The sequence below is a fragment of the Marinobacter changyiensis genome (assembly GCF_009193265.1).
Lineage (GTDB): Bacteria > Pseudomonadota > Gammaproteobacteria > Pseudomonadales > Oleiphilaceae > Marinobacter > Marinobacter changyiensis.
In genome coordinates, this window is record NZ_VZZZ01000001.1 from 873,251 (window position 1) to 893,373 (window position 20,123).

General features: G+C 57.7%; 18 protein-coding genes. 8 read left to right on the forward strand and 10 right to left on the reverse strand.

All coding sequences use genetic code 11. From position 1 onward, the window contains the following. Positions 1 to 39 precede the first annotated feature (39 nt). The 4 genes from F6Y09_RS04220 to F6Y09_RS04235 all read right to left on the reverse strand — a co-directional run bounded on the left by F6Y09_RS04220 (position 40) and on the right by F6Y09_RS04235 (position 3,536). Positions 40 to 543, reverse strand: a complete 504-nt coding sequence (locus tag F6Y09_RS04220) for a gluconokinase (protein WP_152205640.1) — start codon at positions 541 to 543, stop codon at positions 40 to 42. Between the two features lies 1 nt (position 544). Then, complete coding sequence (locus F6Y09_RS04225) at positions 545 to 1,861, reverse strand: TRAP transporter large permease (protein WP_152205641.1); 1,317 nt, start codon at positions 1,859 to 1,861, stop codon at positions 545 to 547. Next, on the reverse strand, positions 1,861 to 2,445 hold the full coding sequence (locus F6Y09_RS04230) for a TRAP transporter small permease subunit (protein ID WP_152205642.1): 585 nt from the start codon (positions 2,443 to 2,445) through the stop codon (positions 1,861 to 1,863). The genes F6Y09_RS04225 and F6Y09_RS04230 overlap by 1 nt, the downstream gene beginning before the upstream one ends. 77 nt (positions 2,446 to 2,522) lie before the next feature. Beyond that, positions 2,523 to 3,536: a TRAP transporter substrate-binding protein gene (locus F6Y09_RS04235; protein WP_152205643.1), complete on the reverse strand. Its 1,014-nt coding sequence runs from the start codon at positions 3,534 to 3,536 to the stop codon at positions 2,523 to 2,525. Positions 3,537 to 3,829: 293 nt separating this feature from the next. Between F6Y09_RS04235 and F6Y09_RS04240 the strand changes: the two genes are divergently transcribed. From F6Y09_RS04240 to lhpI, 6 genes are all read left to right on the forward strand, one after another. Next, the gene (locus F6Y09_RS04240; RefSeq protein ID WP_152205644.1) at positions 3,830 to 4,603 is read left to right on the forward strand and encodes an ABC transporter ATP-binding protein; all 774 of its coding nucleotides are present in this window, start codon (positions 3,830 to 3,832) and stop codon (positions 4,601 to 4,603) included. Beyond that, positions 4,593 to 5,312 carry an ABC transporter ATP-binding protein gene (locus tag F6Y09_RS04245; RefSeq protein WP_152205645.1) on the forward strand — a complete coding sequence of 240 codons (720 nt, stop codon included), beginning with the start codon at positions 4,593 to 4,595 and terminating at the stop codon, positions 5,310 to 5,312. The genes F6Y09_RS04240 and F6Y09_RS04245 overlap by 11 nt, the downstream gene beginning before the upstream one ends. Before the next feature lie 60 nt (positions 5,313 to 5,372). After that, positions 5,373 to 6,596, forward strand: coding sequence for an ABC transporter substrate-binding protein (locus F6Y09_RS04250; protein ID WP_152205646.1), 1,224 nt, complete (start codon positions 5,373 to 5,375; stop codon positions 6,594 to 6,596). An 88-nt stretch (positions 6,597 to 6,684) separates the two neighbouring features. Continuing rightward, entirely contained in the window at positions 6,685 to 7,581 is an 897-nt protein-coding gene (locus tag F6Y09_RS04255) for a branched-chain amino acid ABC transporter permease (RefSeq protein WP_152205647.1), read from the forward strand. Between the two features lie 7 nt (positions 7,582 to 7,588). Beyond that, positions 7,589 to 8,503: a branched-chain amino acid ABC transporter permease gene (locus F6Y09_RS04260; protein WP_152205648.1), complete on the forward strand. Its 915-nt coding sequence runs from the start codon at positions 7,589 to 7,591 to the stop codon at positions 8,501 to 8,503. A 34-nt stretch (positions 8,504 to 8,537) separates the two neighbouring features. Next, positions 8,538 to 9,494: a bifunctional Delta(1)-pyrroline-2-carboxylate/Delta(1)-piperideine-2-carboxylate reductase gene (gene lhpI / locus F6Y09_RS04265; RefSeq protein WP_152205649.1), complete on the forward strand. Its 957-nt coding sequence runs from the start codon at positions 8,538 to 8,540 to the stop codon at positions 9,492 to 9,494. Positions 9,495 to 9,551: 57 nt separating this feature from the next. Here lhpI and F6Y09_RS04270 read toward each other — a convergent pair whose 3' ends face one another. Together F6Y09_RS04270 and F6Y09_RS04275 are read right to left on the reverse strand one after the other, a co-directional pair. Further along, positions 9,552 to 10,721 (reverse strand): MalY/PatB family protein, encoded by a 1,170-nt coding sequence (locus F6Y09_RS04270; protein ID WP_152205650.1) that lies wholly within the window; start codon positions 10,719 to 10,721, stop codon positions 9,552 to 9,554. 139 nt (positions 10,722 to 10,860) lie between these two features. After that, positions 10,861 to 12,447, reverse strand: a complete 1,587-nt coding sequence (locus F6Y09_RS04275) for an ABC-F family ATPase (protein ID WP_152205651.1) — start codon at positions 12,445 to 12,447, stop codon at positions 10,861 to 10,863. Between the two features lie 249 nt (positions 12,448 to 12,696). Here F6Y09_RS04275 and F6Y09_RS04280 point away from each other — a divergent pair, with 249 nt between their 5' ends. Together F6Y09_RS04280 and F6Y09_RS04285 are read left to right on the forward strand one after the other, a co-directional pair. Beyond that, the gene (locus F6Y09_RS04280) at positions 12,697 to 13,584 is read left to right on the forward strand and encodes an AEC family transporter (protein WP_152205652.1); all 888 of its coding nucleotides are present in this window, start codon (positions 12,697 to 12,699) and stop codon (positions 13,582 to 13,584) included. Between the two features lie 112 nt (positions 13,585 to 13,696). After that, positions 13,697 to 15,157 carry an SLC13 family permease gene (locus F6Y09_RS04285; protein ID WP_152205653.1) on the forward strand — a complete coding sequence of 487 codons (1,461 nt, stop codon included), beginning with the start codon at positions 13,697 to 13,699 and terminating at the stop codon, positions 15,155 to 15,157. A 9-nt stretch (positions 15,158 to 15,166) separates the two neighbouring features. Here F6Y09_RS04285 and F6Y09_RS04290 read toward each other — a convergent pair whose 3' ends face one another. From F6Y09_RS04290 to F6Y09_RS04305, 4 genes are all read right to left on the reverse strand, one after another. Beyond that, on the reverse strand, positions 15,167 to 16,246 hold the full coding sequence (locus F6Y09_RS04290) for an NAD(P)-dependent alcohol dehydrogenase (RefSeq protein WP_152205654.1): 1,080 nt from the start codon (positions 16,244 to 16,246) through the stop codon (positions 15,167 to 15,169). 141 nt (positions 16,247 to 16,387) lie between these two features. After that, positions 16,388 to 18,262, reverse strand: coding sequence for an N-acyl-D-amino-acid deacylase family protein (locus F6Y09_RS04295; RefSeq protein WP_152205655.1), 1,875 nt, complete (start codon positions 18,260 to 18,262; stop codon positions 16,388 to 16,390). A 7-nt stretch (positions 18,263 to 18,269) separates the two neighbouring features. Beyond that, positions 18,270 to 18,518 carry a TetR/AcrR family transcriptional regulator gene (locus F6Y09_RS04300; protein ID WP_152205656.1) on the reverse strand — a complete coding sequence of 83 codons (249 nt, stop codon included), beginning with the start codon at positions 18,516 to 18,518 and terminating at the stop codon, positions 18,270 to 18,272. 115 nt (positions 18,519 to 18,633) lie between these two features. Then, positions 18,634 to 20,052, reverse strand: coding sequence for an aminotransferase-like domain-containing protein (locus F6Y09_RS04305; RefSeq protein WP_152205657.1), 1,419 nt, complete (start codon positions 20,050 to 20,052; stop codon positions 18,634 to 18,636). Positions 20,053 to 20,123: the final 71 nt, after the last annotated feature.

Sequence of the window (20,123 nt, forward strand, 5' to 3'; positions counted from 1 at the left end):
ATCAGGGAAAAAGGCTTCCAGCACAACCGGTGCCCGGCATCATTCGTCATTACGTGACCCAAGCGCCGCCAGACAACACTGCAGGACCTGCGTCGGTGATTGCCGGATATCGACAATGGCCGCCTCCTCCGGATTCGGCTCTTCGAGCTGTTCATACTGGCTTTGCAGCATCTGCTTGCCGGTGAAGTAGTGATCCCTACGCTCGGCATGACGCAACCAGATGGTGTCAATATCACCTTTCAGGTAAATCACCGACAGCGCCGGATCGGCCTGCCTGAGCTGGTCCCGGTAGCTGCGTTTCAGCGCGGAACAGGCCAGTACCAGCCCTTGATCGCGGCCGATGTAACCTGCCAGATCCCGCAGCCAGTCACGCCGATCGTCATCGCTCAGGGGCACACCGTCTGCCATCTTGCGGATATTGGCGGCACTGTGAACATCATCAGCGTCCAGAAACTGCAAACCGAGGGTCTCGCCAAGCTGCTGACCGATCAGTGATTTTCCACTTCCGGAAACTCCCATCACCAGAATTTTTTGAGGACTCATGTTACTCCCACCATAAAGCCAGTTGAGGGAAGGCAATCAACAACCCAAGAGCAATCAACTGCATACCGATAAACGGCAGCAATGCTCGGAAAATCTCTCCCAGTGAAATGTCCTTGGGGGCGACGGATTTGAGGTAAAAAGCCGCTGGCCCGAACGGCGGTGACAGGAACGAGACCTGCATGTTCATGCAGAAGACCACCCCGAACCAGATCGGGCTGTAGCCCAGTTCCGTGATGATTGGCACAAAGATTGGCATGGTCAGCAGCGCCACCCCGACCCAGTCCAGAAACATGCCGAGAATCAGCAGGATCAGCATCATGAAGAGAATGGTACCTATGCCACTGCCACCGCTGACGGCAAACACCATTTCACGCACAAACTCGATACCGCCCATCAGGTTGTATACGCCGACCAGGGCCGTGGCACCAATGCCTATCCAAATGATCATACCGCAAATGCGCAGGGTGCTGATGGTGGCCTTGCGTATCATACTGTAGCAAAGTTCACCCCGTATCCAGGTGCTGATGGCAATGCCGAGCACACCCAGAGCAGAAGCCTCCGTGACAGACGCCACGCCACCGTAAATACTACCCAGCACCACCACCACCGAGAGAAGGGGAAACAACAGGGCCTTGAAGAAGTTGGGCCCTGGCGACTCAGTGTCGTCGGTGTCGGACGGCAGGGGTGCGAGGGACGGGTTCAGCCATACCCGCACCAGAACATACCCCATGTACAGGAGCGCGAGGATCAGCGCGGGCAGGAAGGCGCCCTTGAACAGGTCCCCGATCGAGACGTTTGCGGTCAGGCCATAGATGATCAGGACAATACTCGGAGGCAGCATGGTGCCGAGAGCGCCACCGGCACAGGTAGTGCCAATCGCCAGCTTGCGGTCATACCCCAGACGCAACATCTGCGGCAGTGCCAGAATACCGAGCAGGACCGTTTCACCACCAATCACCCCGGACATGGAGGCAAGAATCACCGCCACGACGAGGGTCTGGATTGCCACCCCGCCCCGCAGTTTACGGCCGAGCCGGCTCATGGCATCAAACAGATCCCGGGCAATACCAGAATGGTCCAGCAGGGCCGCCATCAGCACGAACATTGGTACCGCAAGAAACACATAGCTGCCGATAAAACTGTACAGCCGGCTGCTCACAATCGGCAACGCCTCCGGGCCGAACCAACCCAGGGCAAACACCAACGCGACCAGACCGGTGGCAAAGGCAAGCTGCATGCCTGTCAGCAGCAACACAATCAACATCAGGAGCATCAGCAGGCTGCCATAGCCAATGCCCATTGAGGCCAACTCAAACATCACAGTCTCCCCAGCTGTCGCAGATCACGAATCAGGTGCAGGGTGAACTGCAACGTCAACGTTATAATGGCCACCAGAATCAGTGCCTTGAGATAGGCTGGAAAGGGCGGGTTCCAGGCTGAGCCTGAGGTCTCCAGCCGGATGTCTCCCCAGGGTGCGAAGACCGCATTCTTCGCCATGAACCAGGACGCGTAAATCATCATGAGGCAGAACGCCAGGCCCAGCAGGTGATGCAGCACCCGCAACATGCATTGGATGCGAGCAGAAACAGCGTCATACACCAGCACAACCCGCACGTGCCGATCGGTGGCAAAAGCATAGAGGCCACCGAACACGAACAGCGAAGCCCCCAGGAATGTCACCGTTTCATGTACCCACAACGTGGGCGAATCGAACAGGTAACGGCGAGCGATCTCATAGGCGGACACCACCACAATCAGCGCGAAAATAAGGCTGAGTTTCTTGCCCAGCCAGACAACTCCGCGATCCAGCGGGCTGGAGCCGATATCCTCATCAGAGACTGGCAGTTCCGGCAAAGGCCCGGACTGGGGGCCGGATACGGTTTGATCATGAAAATCAGACATGCAGCAAACTCCAGCCCTGCTGCCACACATACGTCATGGCGACAGGGCCTTCGAAAGGTTCGGAAAGACGGAGGGGGTTAGAGTAGCCCCTGAGACTCCAGAAATTTGGACACAGACTCATAGACCTTCTGGGCATTCGGGGATTGTTCGGCGTAGATTTTCCATTGCTCGCGGGCAATGGCACGGAACTTTTTACGCTCCTCGGCGGACCAGTCATGAAGTGTAATCGACGGATCTTGCCGGGCTTCGTTCACCGCTTCCACGTCGGCCAGGGCCAGTTGCGTGCTGATGTCATTGGCGAAGTCCCTGACTGACGTGGTGAAGATTTGCTGGAGGTCCTCAGGCAACTTGTTCCATTCATCCAGATCCATCACTACTTCCAGCAGCGGCAGGGAGTGGAAGCCCGGATAAACCGGATGCTGGGCAATTTCGTGCAGGCCGGCAGAGTGGTTGGTGGAAAAGACGGTGTAATCGGCCGCATCAATAACACCTTTGCTCAGACCGGTGTAGACCTCCGAGCCCGGCAGATTCACCGGTGAGGCACCCGCGGCAGCAAACACCGACTGCACCAGACCTTCCGGAGCCCGTAATTTGAGACCCTTCAGATCCGCCACACTATCCAGGGGCACTTTCGACACAAAGGACTCCAGGCCGGTCGCTCCACCGCCAACAAACTTGACACCGTAGGGCTCATAAAGCTCATTCATCAGCTCATACCCGCCACCGTAGTAGATGTAGGTGATCAACTGATCCGGGCTGGACCAGGCACCGACGGTATTACCAATCAACCCGAACGCGGGGTCTTTACCGGAAAAATACCCGGTCACCGAGATATGGCCATCCAGGATACCCATATCGATGGCGCCCAGGGTTTCGGTGTGGCTTACCACACTGCCCACCGGCAGGATGTCGATCTCTACCCGGCCCCCGGTCATCTTTTCAACGCGGTCGGCCCAGGCCTGTTTGATCTGGAAATTCTTGACCCCGGACGGATCCGAAGACTGGAACTTGAAACTGTAGTCGGCAGCGAGGGTATTAATAGCAAAAGTGGCGGCGAACAGGCCTGCCACCAGGCTGAGAAAAGGCTTCATAAGAGCTCCTGAATTCTTGTATCGACGGTTGATGTTACCGGTAACATGAGCGAGTGTAGAGGTCGCACTCGGACCTTGGCAAGATTATTTTGTTACTGTGAACGTGAACGTAAGGTCATGGGGAAAAGTAACTTGGCCGATTTACCCACTTGACAGTATCCTGTCTCGCTGTCTTTACTGTGGGGGTGCAAAACGACGATCAACTTTTTGTCTGAGCACGGATTTTTCAATAATAATAATCAGTTGGGTTCCCGGGTCTCGGGTTCCTGCTCCAACAGGGTGGTGCGTGTTCTGTGGATAACCAGTCTCAGGAAGCCTCCGGTATTCTTACAACCCATGGTCTGACCAAGGACTTCAAGGGTTTTACCGCTGTAAAAGACATCAACCTGACGGTTCGCAAAGGTACGATACATGCCATTATCGGGCCCAACGGTGCTGGCAAGACAACGTTTTTCAATTTGCTGACCAAGTTCCTGACCCCAACCTCGGGTCAGATCATCTACGACGGCCATGACATCACCCGCCGCAAACCCGCAGATATCGCTCAGCAAGGCCTGATTCGCTCGTTCCAGATCTCAGCGGTGTTTCCCCACCTCTCGGCTCGTGACAACGTGAGGATAGCGCTGCAGCGCAAGCTTGGGGTGTCCTATCACTTCTGGCGCCCCACCCGCATCCTCGATCAGCTCAATGAGCGTGCGCAGGCACTGCTGGAACAGGTCGGTCTGAAGGAATTTGGTGGTATTGCCGCGGTAGAACTGCCTTACGGCCAGAAGCGGGCCCTGGAAATCGCCACCACCATCGCGCTGGAGCCGCGGCTGATGCTGCTGGACGAGCCCACCCAGGGCATGAGCGCAGAAGACGTGGGTACAGTGACGGACCTGATCCAGAAAGTACTTGAGGGCCGCACCATCGTGATGGTGGAACACAACCTGAACGTGGTGTCGACGCTGGCCGACACCATCACGGTCCTGAACCGGGGCGAGGTTCTCGCCGAGGGCAATTACGAAACCGTGTCGAAGAATCCCGCTGTCATGGAAGCCTACATGGGGACCACCGATGAGCAATGAAGCCGGCAAAGAGCTGCTGAAAATCGAGAACCTTCATGCCTGGTACGGCGAGTCCCATATCCTGCACGGCATGGAGCTTACGGTTCACGAAGGCGAAGTCATTACTTTGCTGGGGCGTAACGGGTCCGGCCGCAGCACCACGTTAAAAGCCATCCTGGGCATAGTGGGCCGCCGTACCGGCTCGATCCGGGTGCGTGGGGTGGAGGTGATCAATATGCCCACCCATAAGATCGCCCACGTGGGACGACTGGGTTATTGCCCCGAAGAACGCGGTATTTTTGCGTCACTCAATGTAGAAGAAAATCTCGAGCTGCCCCCCACCCTGGCCGAAGGCGGCATGTCGGTGGATGAGATTTACCAGATGTTTCCCAACCTGGAGGAGCGCCGCTACAGCCAGGGCTCAAAACTCTCTGGCGGTGAGCAGCAGATGCTTGCCATCGCGAGGATACTGCGCACCGGGGCCACCCTGCTGTTGCTGGACGAGATTACCGAGGGCCTGGCGCCGGTAATCCTGAAATCGCTGGATGGCGTGATCCGTAAACTTCGAGAGCGCGGCTACACTATCGTACTGGTAGAACAGAATTTCCGTTTTGCGGCACCGTTGGCCGACAGACATTATGTCATCGAGCATGGTCGCGTGGTGGAAGCCATCGACGCGGCGGACCTCGAGGCGAAGCAAGAGCAGTTGAACAGGCACCTGAGTGTCTGACTGAGGGGGCCGGTCGGGTTTCGGCCAGCCCCGATGCAAATAACAACAAGGGGTACAAGCATGCTCAATCATTGGATCAAGGGGATTGTAGGAGCCGTTGGCCTTGCCAGCGTCACGTTGCCACTGACTGCAACCGCCGAGCTGTCGGACAACAAAGTCAAAATCGGGGTGCTCAGCGATATGTCCGGCGTTTACAAGTCGCTGGAAGGGCCAGGTGCGGTGATCGCAGCCGAAATGGCTATTGAAGACTTCGGCGGTAAGGTGCTGGACCAACCTATCGAGATCATTTCCGCAGACCACCAGAACAAACCCGACATCGGTGCCAGTACCGCCCGGGAATGGATCGATGCCGAAGAAGTTGACATGATTACCGCGCTGGATAACTCCTCCGTCGCGCTGTCCGTTCAGGGCCTCGCCGCCGACAAGAAAATCATCACCATGAACACCGGCGCCGGCACCACCGCCCTCACTGAAGAGCAGTGCAGCCCCTACGGCATTCACTACGTCTATGACACCCATGCCCTGCCGGTCGGTACCGCCACCGCGATGGTCAAAAACGGTGGCAAAAAATGGTATTTCATCACCGCAGACTACGCTTTCGGCCATTCGCTGCGGGATAACACCGGTGCAGTCGTGAAAAGCCTGGACGGCGAAGTGGTTGGCAACGTCAACGCACCATTGGGCACCAACGATTTCTCCTCCTACCTGTTGCAGGCACAGTCGTCCGGAGCTGACGTAATTGGCCTGGCGAACGCCGGTCAGGATACGGTCAACGCCATCAAGCAAGCCAACCAGTTCCGTATTGTACAGAGTGGCCAGAAGCTCGCAGGCATGCTGGTCTTCCTGACCGACGTCCACAGCATGGGGCTGGATATCGCCCAGGGCCTGCAGTTCACCACCGCGTTTGTCTGGAATCGGGACGATGAGGCACTGGCCTGGTCCAACCGTTTCAATGAGCGCCACGGCGCCATGCCCACCATGGTTCAGGCGGGTGTGTATTCAGCAGTTACCAGCTATCTGGAAGCGGTCAAAGCAGTGGGGTCTGACAACTCCGATGCCGTCCGCAAAAAGTTGGGCGAGATGGAGCTGAACGACTTCTTCGTCAAGGGCGGCAAGATCGCAGCCAATGGCTCCATGTTGCACGACATGTATCTGGTGGAAGTCAAGAAGCCGGAAGAATCCGAAAGCGAGTGGGACCTGCTGCGCGTGGTCTCCACGATTCCGGCTGAGACCGCCTTCATCCCGATGGATAAAACCGCCTGCCCGCTGGTCAACAAGTCCTGATCAGCCGGACTGCCGGTTTTTAAACCCAACCCGCCGGCGTACAAGCTCTGTGCGCCGGCGTTTTCAACGCCTGTAGGGAGTAAACGACGTGTCTATTCAGGTCATCCTGGCGCAAGCATTGCTGGGTCTCAACGTGGGGGTTTTCTACGCCATGCTGAGCCTTGGTCTGGCGGTGATCTTCGGGCTGCTTAACATTATTAATTTCGCCCACGGGGCGATGTACATGCTGGGCGCCTTTATCGCACTGATCGGCTACTCCTTCATGGATCAGTGGTTCGGCATTTCAATTCAGATCGGCTTCTGGCCATCGCTGATTATTGTGCCCTTGCTGGTCGGTGGCCTCGGCATCCTGATCGAACGCACCATGCTCAAACGGCTTTATGATCTCGACCATATTTACGGTCTGCTGCTGACGTTTGGTATTACGCTGATTCTACAGGGCCTGTTTTCCAACTATTTCAACGTCTCCGGCACACCCTACCCGGGCCAGCCGGACGCGCTCAGCGGGGTGGTGAACCTCGGGTTCATGTACTTCCCCACCTACCGCCTCTTTGCCATCGTGTTTTCATTGGTGGTGTGTTTTGCCACCTGGTATGTCATCGAGCACACCAAGCTCGGTTCGCGGCTGCGGGCGGGCGTGGAGAATCCGCAACTGACCCAGACTTTCGGGCTTAATGTTCCGCTGATGGTAACCCTGACCTTTGGTTTTGGTGCTGCCCTGGCAGGCCTGGCCGGCGTACTCGCCGCCCCCATCTACTCGGTCAGCCCGCTGATGGGTGCAGACCTGATCATTGTGGTGTTTGCGGTGGTGGTGATCGGTGGCATGGGTTCGATCATGGGCGCCATCCTCTCAGGCCTTGCGCTGGGACTGATCGAAGGTTTGACCAAGGTGTTTTATCCGCCCGCCGCCAGCACGGTAATTTTCTTTCTGATGGTGCTGGTGTTGCTGTTCCGTCCCGCCGGCCTATTCGGCAAGGAGAAGTGACCCAGCCATGATGAACCGCATACTGTTTGTTCTGATGCTCATCGCGGGGCTGACCGCTCCATTTTACGCCTACCCGGTGTTCGTGATGGACCTGCTGTGCTTTGCCCTGTTTGCCTGCGCGTTCAACCTGTTACTGGGTTACGTGGGCCTCCTGTCCTTTGGCCATGCAGCGTTTTTTGGCGGTGCCGCCTACATCTCCGGCTACGCCATCAAAGCCTGGGGATTTTCCCCGATCTTCGGCATACTCACCGGCACTGGCTTTACCCTGATTCTGGGGTTCTGTTTCGGGTATCTCGCCATTCGACGCCAGGGTATCTATTTTGCCATGGTAACCTTGGCATTGGCCCAGATCGTTTACTTCATGGCACTGCAAATGCCCTTTACCGGCGGTGAAAACGGCCTGCAGGGCATTCCTAGGGGGACCCTGTTCGGCTTTATCGACCTGAACAATTCGTTGAACATGTATTACTTTGTGTTCGCGATTTTCCTGATCGGCTTCGGCATCATTTATCGAACCATCCATTCGCCCTTTGGCGAAGTACTGCAAGCGATCCGCGAGAACGAATCCCGGGCCCTGTCACTGGGCTACGATGTGGACCGTTTCAAATTGCTGGCGTTTGTTATCTCTGCAACCCTGGCAGGACTGGCGGGTGCCACCAAGGCCGTTATATTCCAGTTCGCGGCGCTCACGAACGCTCACTGGCAGACCTCCGGTGAAGTGATCCTGATGACCCTGGTCGGGGGTCTTGGTACAGTCTTCGGGCCAGTAGTGGGTGCCATCACCGTGGGCGCCCTGAGCCATGAGCTCAGTGCATTCGGGTCCTGGGTGCAGGTTATTCTGGGTACGATTTTCGTGATCTGCGTGATGACCTTCCGCCGGGGCATTATTGGCGAGTTGGGAAGGGTGCTGAATAAAAAATGATCACCATGGCCATCGCCATTACCAAGGAGCCAGGATGCGTATTGTTTCCGCCGAAGAGGTAGCGCGCTCGCTACCCTGGCAAAGTCTGATCGAACGCCTGGCTCAAACGTTCCGGATCGGTGTCGAGTCTCCGCCGCGCCATCACCATACCATGCAGCGGCCCGACGGCGAGGCCACCATGCTGTTGATGCCCGCCTGGGAGAAAAGCGGCTACATCGGCATGAAAATGGTCAACGTGTTTCCTCAGAATGCCGACGCCGGTCTCCCCGCCATTTCCGGGGTTTACCTGCTCAGTGAGGGTGCTCACGGTCGCCCGCTGGCCTGCATTGATGGCAGCGAACTGACCCGCCGACGCACGGCCGCCGCCTCAGCCCTCGCAGCCCGGTTGTTGGCACGGGAAGAGGCCAGCAGTTTGCTGGTCATCGGCACTGGCCAACTGTCGCCCATGCTGATTGAGGCCCATGCCTCCATAAGGCCGATTACCCGGGTCCGGGTTTGGGGCCGGAACCCGGAAAAGTCAGCCGCACTGGCGGCCAGTTTCGCGGATCGGTTTGACTGCAAGGCGGTCAGCGATATCGATCTGGCGGTGGGTGAAGCGGATATCGTCAGTTGCGCTACGCTGTCGACTCAGGCTCTCGTGCATGGCGATTCCCTGAAACCGGGCACCCACCTGGATCTCGTCGGCGCCTTCCGGCCAACCATGCGGGAAACCGATGCCGAGTGTTTCGTCAACAGCGAAGTGTTTGTGGATACCTACGCCGGCGCCATGGGCGAAGCCGGGGACATCCTGCAGGCAATTCGGGAAAATGCCTTTACCCCCCAGGGCATCAAAGCAGATTTGGCTGAGCTACTGCGGGATGAGCATGCCGGGCGCTCCAGTCCGAATGCCATTACCGTCTTCAAATCCGTGGGCGCGTCCCTTGAGGATCTCGCCGCCGCTATCGAGGTGTGGGAAAGCCTGTCGGCAGAAGACGCCAACACATCTTCCTAGTGCCCCGTCTGGCTAATTCGCAGTAGGTTAACGAATTAGCCAGACGGGACACTGCATTCAGCGCAAGGCGCTGACCGCGCGTTGGATCTGATCCAGTGCCTGAACCAGAACCGCCCGGCGGGTACCGATATTCATCCGCATAAAGCCACTACCGCCCTCACCGAAACTGCTCCCGGGATTCATTCCGACCTTGGCGCGCTGGATAAAAAAGGCCTTCAGCTCGTCATCGGCCAGCCCGAGTTTCCGGCAATCCAGCCACAACAGATAGGTCCCCTGAGGCTCGATCAGTTCGATCTGCGGCACATGATCTCGCAGGTAGTCACAGGCAAACCGGTAGTTTTCCTGCAAATACGCCAACAGCTCGTCCAGCCAGGGCCCGCCTTCCCGGTACGCCGCCTCAAACGCCGCCACACTGAACGGATTGGCCTGTGCCATGTGCATGGATTCGAATACCTGTTTCAACCCATGACGCAGAGTCGGATCCGGCACCACCAGCGCGGATAATCCGAGGCCGGCAATGTTGAAAGTCTTGCTGGGCGCGACTGCAGTGACCAGCTTGTCCTGCGCGGTCGCTAATCCGGCGAGCATGGTGTGGGTCGCTCCCGGATAAACGAGATCGCAGTGGACATCGTCCGAGACAATGGTCAGATCATGGCGGCGGGCGATGGCCAGCACCGCTTCCAGTTCATTCCGGTCCCACACCCGGCCTACCGGGTTGTGGGGTGAACAGAGAAACAGCACGCGGGCGTCGGCGGCACAACGCTCAAGATGGTCGAGATCCATCCGATAGCGCCCGTTCTCAAGTACCAGCGGGTTTTCAATCAGGCGCCTTCGGGTTTTTTTCACCGAGCTGAAAAAGGGCGGATACACCGGGGGCTGGATGATAATCCCCTCGCCCGGGCCGGCAAACGCCATCGCGGCCCCATGCAAAGAGGGCACCACACCGGGTGCCATCAGTATCCAGTCCCGCTCGATAGTCCACTCCTGGCGGGTTTGAAACCACCGGATCATTGCTTCGTAGAGACTGTCCGGGAACAGGCTATAACCGAACACCGGGTGGCTCGCCCTCATCATCAGCGCCCGGCTGATGGCCTCCGGAACGGCAAAATCCATATCCGCCACCCACATTGGAATGACATCATCAGTGCCGAATACCGCCTGACGGGCATCAAACTTGACACTGCCGGTGTGCTCTCGTGGCAACTCCTGATCAAAATCTGCGGTCACATCCTGCCCCTCAATCTGTGGTCGACGCCGCCCCAATTTGCCCTCGGTCTGACCGGATTATCGGGCCCGACGCTTTCCAGTGCTCGCCGGGGTTCAAGCGAGCGGACTATCCGGAACTGGGCAGGTACCACGGGTCCGATCAGATATGACCCTGACTGCGCAAGTATTCGTCATAGCTGCCACTGAAATCAGTGATGCCGTCCGCATTCAACTCGACGATGCGGGTGGCCAGTGACGACACGAACTCCCGGTCGTGGCTGACAAAAATCAGCGTGCCGGGGTAGTTTTCCAGGGCCAGGTTCAGCGCTTCGATGGATTCCATGTCCAGGTGGTTGGTGGGCTCGTCCATCAACAGCACGTTGGGCTTTTGCAAAATCAGTTTGCCGAACAGCATGCGGCCCTGTTCACCACCGGATATTACCCGCACCGATTTTTCGATGTCATCACCGGAAAACAGCATCCGGCCCAGGGTGCCTCGAACCAGTTGTTCACCGCCGGTGGTCCACTGCGCCATCCACTCGCTGAGATTGTCGTCGGCGGCAAAGTCCTCGGTGTGGTCCTGGGCGTAGTAACCCACGTCGGCGCTGTCGGTCCATTTGACTTCGCCCTGATCCGGCGCCAGTTTGCCCGACATGCACTGCAGCAGGGTCGTTTTACCAATGCCGTTGGGGCCAATGATGGCTACCCGCTCCCCGGCTTCGACCTGCAGGTCCAGTTTTGACAACACCGGCTCGTCATCGAAACCTTTTGACAGGTTCTTCAGGGTCACCGCCTGGCGGTGCAGCTTCTTGGTTTGCTCGAACCGAATGAACGGGCTGATGCGACTGGACGGCTTGACGTCTTCGAGCTGAATCTTGTCGATCTGGCGGGCCCGGGAGGTTGCTTGCTTGGCCTTGGAGGCATTCGCAGAGAAGCGGCTGACAAACTGCTGTAGCTCTGCAATCTGGGCCTTCTTCTTGGCGTTGTCCGACAGCATGCGCTCGCGAGCCTGGGTGGCTGCCGTCATGTATTCATCGTAGTTGCCCGGAAACAGCCGCAGCTCGCGATAATCCAGGTCTGCCATGTGAGTGCAGACGCTGTTCAGGAAGTGGCGGTCGTGGGAGATAATCACCATGGTGCTGTTACGGGCAATCAGGATACCTTCCAGCCAGCGGATGGTATTGATGTCCAGGTGGTTGGTAGGCTCGTCCAGCAGCAGTACATCGGGGTCCGAGAACAGTGCCTGGGCCAGCAGCACCCGAAGCTTCCAGCCGGGTGCCAGCGCACTCATCGGTCCCTCGTGCTGCGCCAGCGGGATTTCCAGCCCCAGCAGCAGTTCGCCGGCACGGGATTCGGCAGTGTAGCCATCCAGTTCAGCAAACTGAACTTCCAGGTCCGCCACCGCCATGCCGTCTTCTTCGCTCATTTCTGCCAGCGAATAGATGCGGTCACGCTCGGCTTTCACCTGCCAGAGCTCTTCGTGGCCCATGATGACCGTGTCGATTACCGAGCAATGCTCGAAAGCAAACTGATCTTGCCGCAGCTTACCGAGACGGACATTAGGCTCCAGCATAACCTGACCGCCGGACGGCTCGAGGTCACCCCCCATAATTTTCATGAAGGTGGATTTGCCTGAGCCGTTGGCACCGATCAGACCATACCGGTTACCGTTGTTGAATTTGACCGAAACGTTTTCGAACAGGGGCTTGGCCCCGAATTGCATGGTGATATTGGCAGTAGAAATCAACGAAGGAATCCATTTACAGTGAAGCGCGGCCCAAAGGACGGCGCGGAAAAGCAGGGATTGTACAGGTTTTGAGCACCCAGGTGTCAGCCCTTGCGAAAAGCGGGGTAAGGAAAAACCGGAACACCCCGCCTTCCACTTAAGTCGCAATGACGAAGTCATCGGGTTTGCTCAGACTGGCGGATACTTGCGAAGCTAACCAACCAGCTATTTACCCGTTGCAGTCCGCGATACCACCCGGAGCGGTAACCCATGCTTGCCCAGATTCTTTCCACCATGTTGCCGGTGTTCCTGATTACCGCCTGCGGCACCCTATATGGCCGCTATCGCAGCCCGGACATCAAGGGCCTGAACACCCTGAACATGGAGCTGTTTGTGCCAATGCTGGTGTTCGCCGTGCTGGCGGACCAACAGGCGCCGCTGCAGGAGTATGCCACGCTTGCCCTTGCCGCCGCTGTGGTGGTGCTGGGTTCGGGATTGCTGCTCTGGCCGGTGGCACGTTTCTTCAATTTGGATATTCGTACCTTCCTGCCACCGATGATGTTCAATAATTCCGGCAACATGGGGATACCGGTATTGGTGCTGGCCTTCGGAGAAGCCGCGCTGCCCGCTGCGGTCGTGCTGTTTATTGTGGAAATGCTGCTGCACTTTTCCGTCGGCCTGAAAATGCTGAACCCGCAAACCCCGGTCTGGCGGCTGCTGAAGATTCCCGTAGTGATCGCCAGCATCGCCGGCCTCACGGTCAACATGAGCGGCCTGCCGATGCCGGACTGGTCCCTTGAAGCCCTCAACATGCTCGGTGGCGTCTGCATCCCGCTGATGCTGTTCACGCTCGGCGTGCGCATGCTGGATGTGGACTTCAGCGACTGGAAAACCGGGTTGCTGGGTGCGGTCGCCTGCCCCGCCAGCGGTCTGATACTGGCTTGGCCGCTGATCTACCTGCTCGATCTTCAGGGCCTGCAACTGGCGGCTTTGTGGGTGTTCGCAGCCTTGCCACCGGCGGTACTCAACTACATGGTGGCCGAACAATACCAGCAGGAGCCTCACAAGGTTGCCTCTCTGGTACTGATCGGCAACCTCGGAAGCCTGGTAGTTATGCCGGTGGTTCTGGGGCTGGTATTCACCGCCGGGTACGGCTGAACACCTCGGATACTGACTTTCTGTTCATGGTTATTGCGGCTAGGCTTACGGGCAGGCTCAAGGGTAATCGTGTCCTGACCTCAAGCCCCGCCAGCTGGAGCAGAGTTCTACCATGACGGATTCAAGTAAGTGCCCTGAACAAGACGGCTTACCCCTATCCCGAGTGATCGGATTGGCTCTGGGGCCGGTTTTCCTGCTTTTTACCCTGCTCACTTCAGCGCCGGAAGGCATGAGCGAAGAAGCCTGGGCCGCCCTGGGCATGATGCTGCTGATGGCCACCTGGTGGGCTACCGAAGCCATCCCTATCCCGGCCACCGCGCTGTTGCCGATCTGCCTGATTCCGGCCCTGGGTATTGGATCGATCAGGGAGGCCACCACGCCCTACGCCAACCCGATTATTTTTCTTTTCCTCGGGGGATTTACCCTGGGACTGGCGATGCAGCGCTGGAACCTGCACAAGCGTATTGCTCTGGCGACGCTGCTGGCGGTTGGTAATCAGCCAAAACGGCAGATAGCCGGCTTTATGCTCGCCACTGCATTTCTCAGCATGTGGGTCAGCAATACCGCCACCACTATCATGATGCTGCCGATCGGGTTATCGGTCATCAACATGATCGACAGTGATAACCACAATGCCGTGCGCCGCTTTGCCTCTGCCCTGTTGCTCGCAGTAGCCTATTCCGCCAGCGTCGGTGGCATCGCCACGCTGATCGGAACCCCTCCGAACGCTTTGCTGGCGGCCTACCTGGCGGATAACCACGAAATTAACGTGGGCTTCGCCCAATGGATGCTGGTGGGGGTTCCTGTCTCCCTGGTTATGCTGATCGTCATCTGGTGGTGGCTCACCCGGGCCGGCTTTGACTTTGGGAAGGACTCCGGAAGTAGCCAGTTGATGCGCGAACAACTTCACGACCTTGGCCCCCTGAGCCGGGGTGAAAAACTGATTGGTGTGGTGTTTGCGCTGACAGCCGCCGCCTGGATACTCCAACCGCTGGTGTCAGACAGCCTGCTGCCCTGGCTCGACGACACCATCATCGCAATTACAGCGGCACTATTGCTGTTTCTGATTCCGGTTGACCGTAGCCGGGGTGAATTCATCATGAACTGGGAAACCGCCGAGCAAATACCCTGGGGGGTGCTGCTGTTGTTCGGCGGTGGTCTGGCGATGGCCAGTGCGATCAGCAGTTCCGGTTTGGCACAGTGGATTGCCGAGAGCCTTTCTGTCATCGGTGTACTCCCCGTGCTACTGATGATCGCGCTGGTGACAGCAGTGATTATTTTCCTGACCGAAGTCACCAGTAACACGGCCACTGCGGCGGCCTTCCTCCCGCTGATGGGCGCCCTGGCGATCTCCCAGGACCTGTCTCCGGTGCTGCTGGCGGTGCCGGCAGCGATCGCGGCCAGTTGCGCTTTTATGATGCCGGTAGCTACCCCGCCCAACGCTATCGTGTTTGGCAGTGGTCATCTGCGCATTGGTACCATGATCAATGCCGGGTTCTTGCTGAACCTGGTCGGTATTGTGGTGGTCACCCTGCTTGGCTATGCCTTGATGGGCTGGGTATTCGGGCTGTGAACGCCATCGCTAGCCGGTGGTGATGGCCACTTTCAGCACGCCATCGCGCTGGTGGGAGAACAGGTCATAGGCGGCCACAATATCGTCGAGCCGGAATTGATGCGTAACCAATCCGCTGAAATCGACCCGCCCGGACGCCACGATGTTGATCAGCCGTCGCATGCGCTCCTTTCCTCCGGGGCACAGGGAGGTCACAATCCTGTGATCCCCCAATCCGGCATGTAAAGCGCCGAGCGGAATTGTCAGGTCACTGGAATACACCCCCAGGCTGGAAAGCGTGCCGCCCGGCTTCAATACTCGCAACGCCGCCTCGAAGGTGGACTGCAGGCCGAGCGCCTCGATCGACGCATCGACCCCACGCCCGCCGGTGAGTTTCAGAATTTCACCGACCACGTCCACTTTGTTGAAATTAAGGGTAATGTCAGCGCCCATTGAACGGGCAACATTCAGGCGTTCCTCGATACCATCCACCACGATGATCTGGCTGGCGCCCCGTAGCCTGGCCCCGGCGGTCGCGCACAAGCCGATAGGACCCTGAGCGAAAATCGCCACCAGGTCACCGATCTTGATATTGGCACTTTCGGCCCCGGCAAACCCGGTCGACATAATGTCCGGACACATCAGCACCTGCTCGTCGGTCAAACCATCCGGTACCGGAGTCAGGTTGGCTTCGGCATCAGGCACCAGGGCAAACTCGGCCTGGACGCCATCAATAGTATTACCGAACCGCCAACCGCCCATGGGTTTATAACCGTGAGCATGCTGATGGCCCCCGTCCTGGGCAGAATGACCATCCTGACAGGCGTAGGAGGTAAAACCCGGACAGATGGCACCGGCGATGACTCGTTGACCCTCCTCATAGCCGCGTACATTGGCGCCGAGTTTTTCAATAATGCCAACCGGCTCATGTCCCACCGTCAGACCGGGAGCCACCGGGTACTCCCCTTTCATGATGTGGACATCAGTGCCGCAAATGGTCGTGGTGGTAATGCGTATGAGGGCGTCATTCGGGCCGATATCCGGAATTTTCTTGTCCGCCAGCTCAATGCGGCCTGGTTCGACAAAAATCGCCGCTTTCATCATGGTCATTGTTGCGCTCCTTTGCTGATCGGAACCGTACCCGGCCCGGAGGGAACTTATGCATCAGCTTAGGAGACAACCCGCGTCCGGATATTGATCCGCGTCAAAACAAGGTCCAAAGGGCAGTCCAGCCTCCGGGTCCGCAGGTGATCAGAATGTGGTCGCCAGCACGGTGCCCATTTTCTCCTGCCCCAGCGCTTGTTCGAACCGGTCGCCGCTCCAGGCCGGATGACCGGCGATCATCACCATAGGCACCACACCATCAGACCGGTTCACCAGCTGTTCGTGCTGGAACTCTTCACGGAACTGGCGCCGGACGCTGTTGTGGTGATCGAACCGGCGCAAGGCGAAGGGGTCGATCAGTGTAATGTCGGCCTGATCCCCCACCTCGATGCTGCCGCCCTTGACGCCAAAAACCCGGGCAGGGTCCCGGGTCAGGCGCTTTACCATATAAGCGACATCTTCATCGCCGCCATCCGAGGCCAGCTTGAGGGCCCGAAGGTTGCCATCGTAGAACGCCATATTGGTCAGGTGCGCGCCGCTGTCGTTGAATCCGGGTAACAGCTGCGGGTCCATCAGCAGCTTGCGCACCACGGCTTCGTCCCGGTTGGCGGACACGGTATACCAGCTCAGCCGGCGGTCAAACGCCCGCAACATCCCGAGCATGAAATCGCCCTCGTCCCGGGCCTCGGCAAAGTATCCGGCCATGACGGCCTGCTCGGCATCGCTGAACGAGGCCTTGTCACCGGCGTTGAATGCCTTGACGCGATCAAAGACCGCCTCGAAGTCGAGGCCCTGCCAATCCGCGAGCGGGCAGACGTCAACGGTCATATCCGCCAGGGTGCGATTGAAGGCATAGTCTTCCAGCCTCAGCAGACGTTTGAGGCGAGCGAGGCCAAAGCCGCTTTTGCCGGTCATCCACATGGTCTTGAAGCGTTGGATGTAGTCCGGATCGTTCAGGATCTTCATGCGGGTGTCGCGGTCTTCCAGCTCGACCTCGTTCAGGGTACGAAGCTCGGCGATTTCTTCAGACAGTGGCGTCACGGCGCCATCCGACCACACCTTGAAGGGCGCGGCCAGGGCCTGGAGGTGAAAATCCCCCTTGAGCAGTCGTGAATTCAACACCCGGGCAAGCAGCCTGGCCAGGCGCACGATCTTGCGGTTGCTTTGCACGTCCAGCGCCGCCACCACCGTGGTTTTCAGCGGCTTGCCATGGAGACGGCCACAGCTGAGCAGGAAGGTCTTGATGGTGCCGATGGTGCTGTCTTTCGGAGGTGTTGCCTGCCAGACCGCGCCTTTCTGGCGCACCACCTCGGTCAGCCTTTTGATTTCGGAATACTTGGCAAACTGCGTCGGTATGGTCTTGTGGGTGTTGGGCTGATTGGCCAGATAGTGGAACGGCAAGGCATCGGTGGAGAAGCCGGCATAACCGTCATCCAGGGCCTGTGCCAGCAAGGCTTCCATGGCCTGAAGCTCATCCTCGGTCGGGTCCCGGGAGACGCTTGCCTCAAAACCCATGACCTCGATTCTCAACATCGAATGAGGCACCATTGTGACCAGATTCGGCCCGAGGCGGAGTGTGTGCAAATGCTCCAGGTAAGCCTTGGGGTTGTCCCAGTCGACTTTATCCGCCGTTGCCCGCAGCACTGACTTGGGGATGTTCTCAACCCGGGCATAGCAGTCCACGATCGGGTCGGCGCCGGCCCTGCGTTGCGAGCCGAACGCCAGACCCAGGCTGCAATTGGCAATCACCACGGTGGTGGTGCCATGACGGACGGATTCCGGCAGGCCCGGTGCGACTTCCAGCTCAAGGTCATAGTGGGTATGGATATCAAACAGGCCGGGCATGGCCCAACGTTCGCTGCCATCTATGGTCTTGCGCGCAAGACTGGCGTCCAGGTTCGGCCCCCGGGCGGCGATCCGGCCCTCGGCAATGGCAATGTCTTCAATCGGTGGCATTGGCGCGCCGCTGCCGTCAAAAACCTTTGCGCCCTGAATCAGGTAGTCCCAAGGTGTATCGCTCATATCCGCCTCACGTATTGTTGTTGTTCTGATGTTGCTGCAAGTTCGCAAACCGTTGACGGGTGACCTCCAACGGCACATCGTCCCTGTTGTGGAAGTATTGGCAAAAGGGGCCAGTGGCGACGCCCGCACCATCCGCGAGGGATTTTGCCGTGGTCCCTGCAAAGTCCTGACTGGAGAGTTTCCCGAAAACGGCATGCAGTAGTGCGTTACGCTTGCGAATTGCTTTCTTCCGGGGCGGTGTTGGTTTCATGATCATCAAAAACCAAACCTGACGTCAAGTTCAGCTGTCAGTGGCTCAACAAGGTGGCGCAGGTCAAAACCGGCGAAGCGATTCCCGCTCGCTCTCGCTCAGGGGGCGAGCATCTCTTCCATCATTTTATTAAGAGGTTGAGGTGCCTTATTAAACGTTTAACTTCATGTTTCAACGTCTCTCCCGAGAGCATACCAACTCCCAGGATAAGTCCTGAACGCAGATCTGTATCGGCGCATACGGTGCTTAACGGCCGTACCACCAAGTGCTCTTTCAGAAGTGACCTGGCAATAGCTACATCGTCAACCTGGGATTCAAACTCAATGCACAAACTAATAGCGTGGCTGGGTGGCGAGATATGGCGCACATTAGGTAATCTCTTGAGATGATCGTGAACGACTTGCTGACGCCCCAGATACTCCCTTTGTATGCGTCGACACCAAGCATCCAGGTCACCGTCAAATATGAATTGTGCCAACACTGCCTGATCAAGCATACGGCCTTCGCGGAAAAGCTCGCTGCGCAATCGGTTGAGAGGGGAGGCGAGGTGTTTCGGAACCACCAGGTATCCCAAACGCAAGCCAGGAAATATCATTTTAGAAAACGAGCCCGCCAATATATGGCGGTCAGACCGGGGGTCAAAGAGTAGGTTGACGTGATCGTCCTGACTGAACTCGTAGTCATCTTCAATAATATAGGCGGGGTCAAGCGCTTGGCATAAATGGCGCTTGTCCTCAATGCATGTGGGTACGCTGAGGGGATAATGATGCCCCCCCATCAGGTAGGCTAACTGAATTGGCCTGGATGACTCAGGAAGTACATGGCCGGTGCCAGGTGTCCACGAAATCATTTCAAGCTCAAGGTTGGAGGCGGTAAACACTTTACGGGCCCCCCAGTAGCAGGGCGATTCTATCGCCACTGTATCCCCCGCATCAGCGAGAGCCATAGCGCAAAGCTGCATCCCGTTATGGGTACCGTCGGTAATGATAATTTGTTCGATGTCGCAATCAATGCGACGCCAGCGCTGTAAAAAATCGCGGATGGCTCTCTTAAGAGGGCCATAACCACCCGTAGAATAAGAGAGCAACAGGGCATTCTGGGGTACTGTCACACTCGCGTACAGTTGTCGCCATTTACGAATCGGAAACCTGGCAATATCAGGAATACCAGGTACGAAAGAGCCACTTTGTACCATGCCAGCCCCGGGATCCCGGAGCACTCGCTGAGCCCGCAGAGAAAGGCGGGGTTCAGGTGTTTCTGAGGGGATATCAGAAGCGCGGTGGGTCGACCAGGTACCCTTACCATGGTGGGTTACCAGAAGCTCCTCTTTAATTAACGTGTTGATTGCCCCTGCCAGTGTATGTCTGGAGATACTCAGCGTCTTGGCAAGCGTTCTGTGCCCGGGTAGGCGCGTAGCACCTGACCATATTTGTGTAACAGCCTGCCTGAGTGTCTGCTCAACGCGTACTTGCTTGCTTAATGTTGAGGACTGCCGGCTGAATAGGTTATCCAGCTGTTGCAATACTTTTTCCTGTTCCATGCCGCGATGTTCTCACTCTCAACGTTGTCGTGGGGGTCTTTTCAGCTAGTGTCCCGTCTGGCTGAGTTTTC

Coding starts and splice junctions, on each gene's coding strand:
- F6Y09_RS04220 (WP_152205640.1), bottom strand. CDS start 543: ATGAGTCCTCAAAAAATTCTGGTGATGGGAGTTTCCGGAAGTGGAAAA.
- F6Y09_RS04250 (WP_152205646.1), top strand. CDS start 5,373: ATGCTCAATCATTGGATCAAGGGGATTGTAGGAGCCGTTGGCCTTGCC.
- F6Y09_RS04225 (WP_152205641.1), bottom strand. CDS start 1,861: ATGTTTGAGTTGGCCTCAATGGGCATTGGCTATGGCAGCCTGCTGATG.
- lhpI (WP_152205649.1), top strand. CDS start 8,538: ATGCGTATTGTTTCCGCCGAAGAGGTAGCGCGCTCGCTACCCTGGCAA.
- F6Y09_RS04295 (WP_152205655.1), bottom strand. CDS start 18,262: ATGAGCGATACACCTTGGGACTACCTGATTCAGGGCGCAAAGGTTTTT.
- F6Y09_RS04245 (WP_152205645.1), top strand. CDS start 4,593: ATGAGCAATGAAGCCGGCAAAGAGCTGCTGAAAATCGAGAACCTTCAT.
- F6Y09_RS04260 (WP_152205648.1), top strand. CDS start 7,589: ATGATGAACCGCATACTGTTTGTTCTGATGCTCATCGCGGGGCTGACC.
- F6Y09_RS04290 (WP_152205654.1), bottom strand. CDS start 16,246: ATGACCATGATGAAAGCGGCGATTTTTGTCGAACCAGGCCGCATTGAG.
- F6Y09_RS04300 (WP_152205656.1), bottom strand. CDS start 18,518: ATGATCATGAAACCAACACCGCCCCGGAAGAAAGCAATTCGCAAGCGT.
- F6Y09_RS04305 (WP_152205657.1), bottom strand. CDS start 20,052: ATGGAACAGGAAAAAGTATTGCAACAGCTGGATAACCTATTCAGCCGG.
- F6Y09_RS04285 (WP_152205653.1), top strand. CDS start 13,697: ATGACGGATTCAAGTAAGTGCCCTGAACAAGACGGCTTACCCCTATCC.
- F6Y09_RS04235 (WP_152205643.1), bottom strand. CDS start 3,536: ATGAAGCCTTTTCTCAGCCTGGTGGCAGGCCTGTTCGCCGCCACTTTT.
- F6Y09_RS04230 (WP_152205642.1), bottom strand. CDS start 2,445: ATGTCTGATTTTCATGATCAAACCGTATCCGGCCCCCAGTCCGGGCCT.
- F6Y09_RS04280 (WP_152205652.1), top strand. CDS start 12,697: ATGCTTGCCCAGATTCTTTCCACCATGTTGCCGGTGTTCCTGATTACC.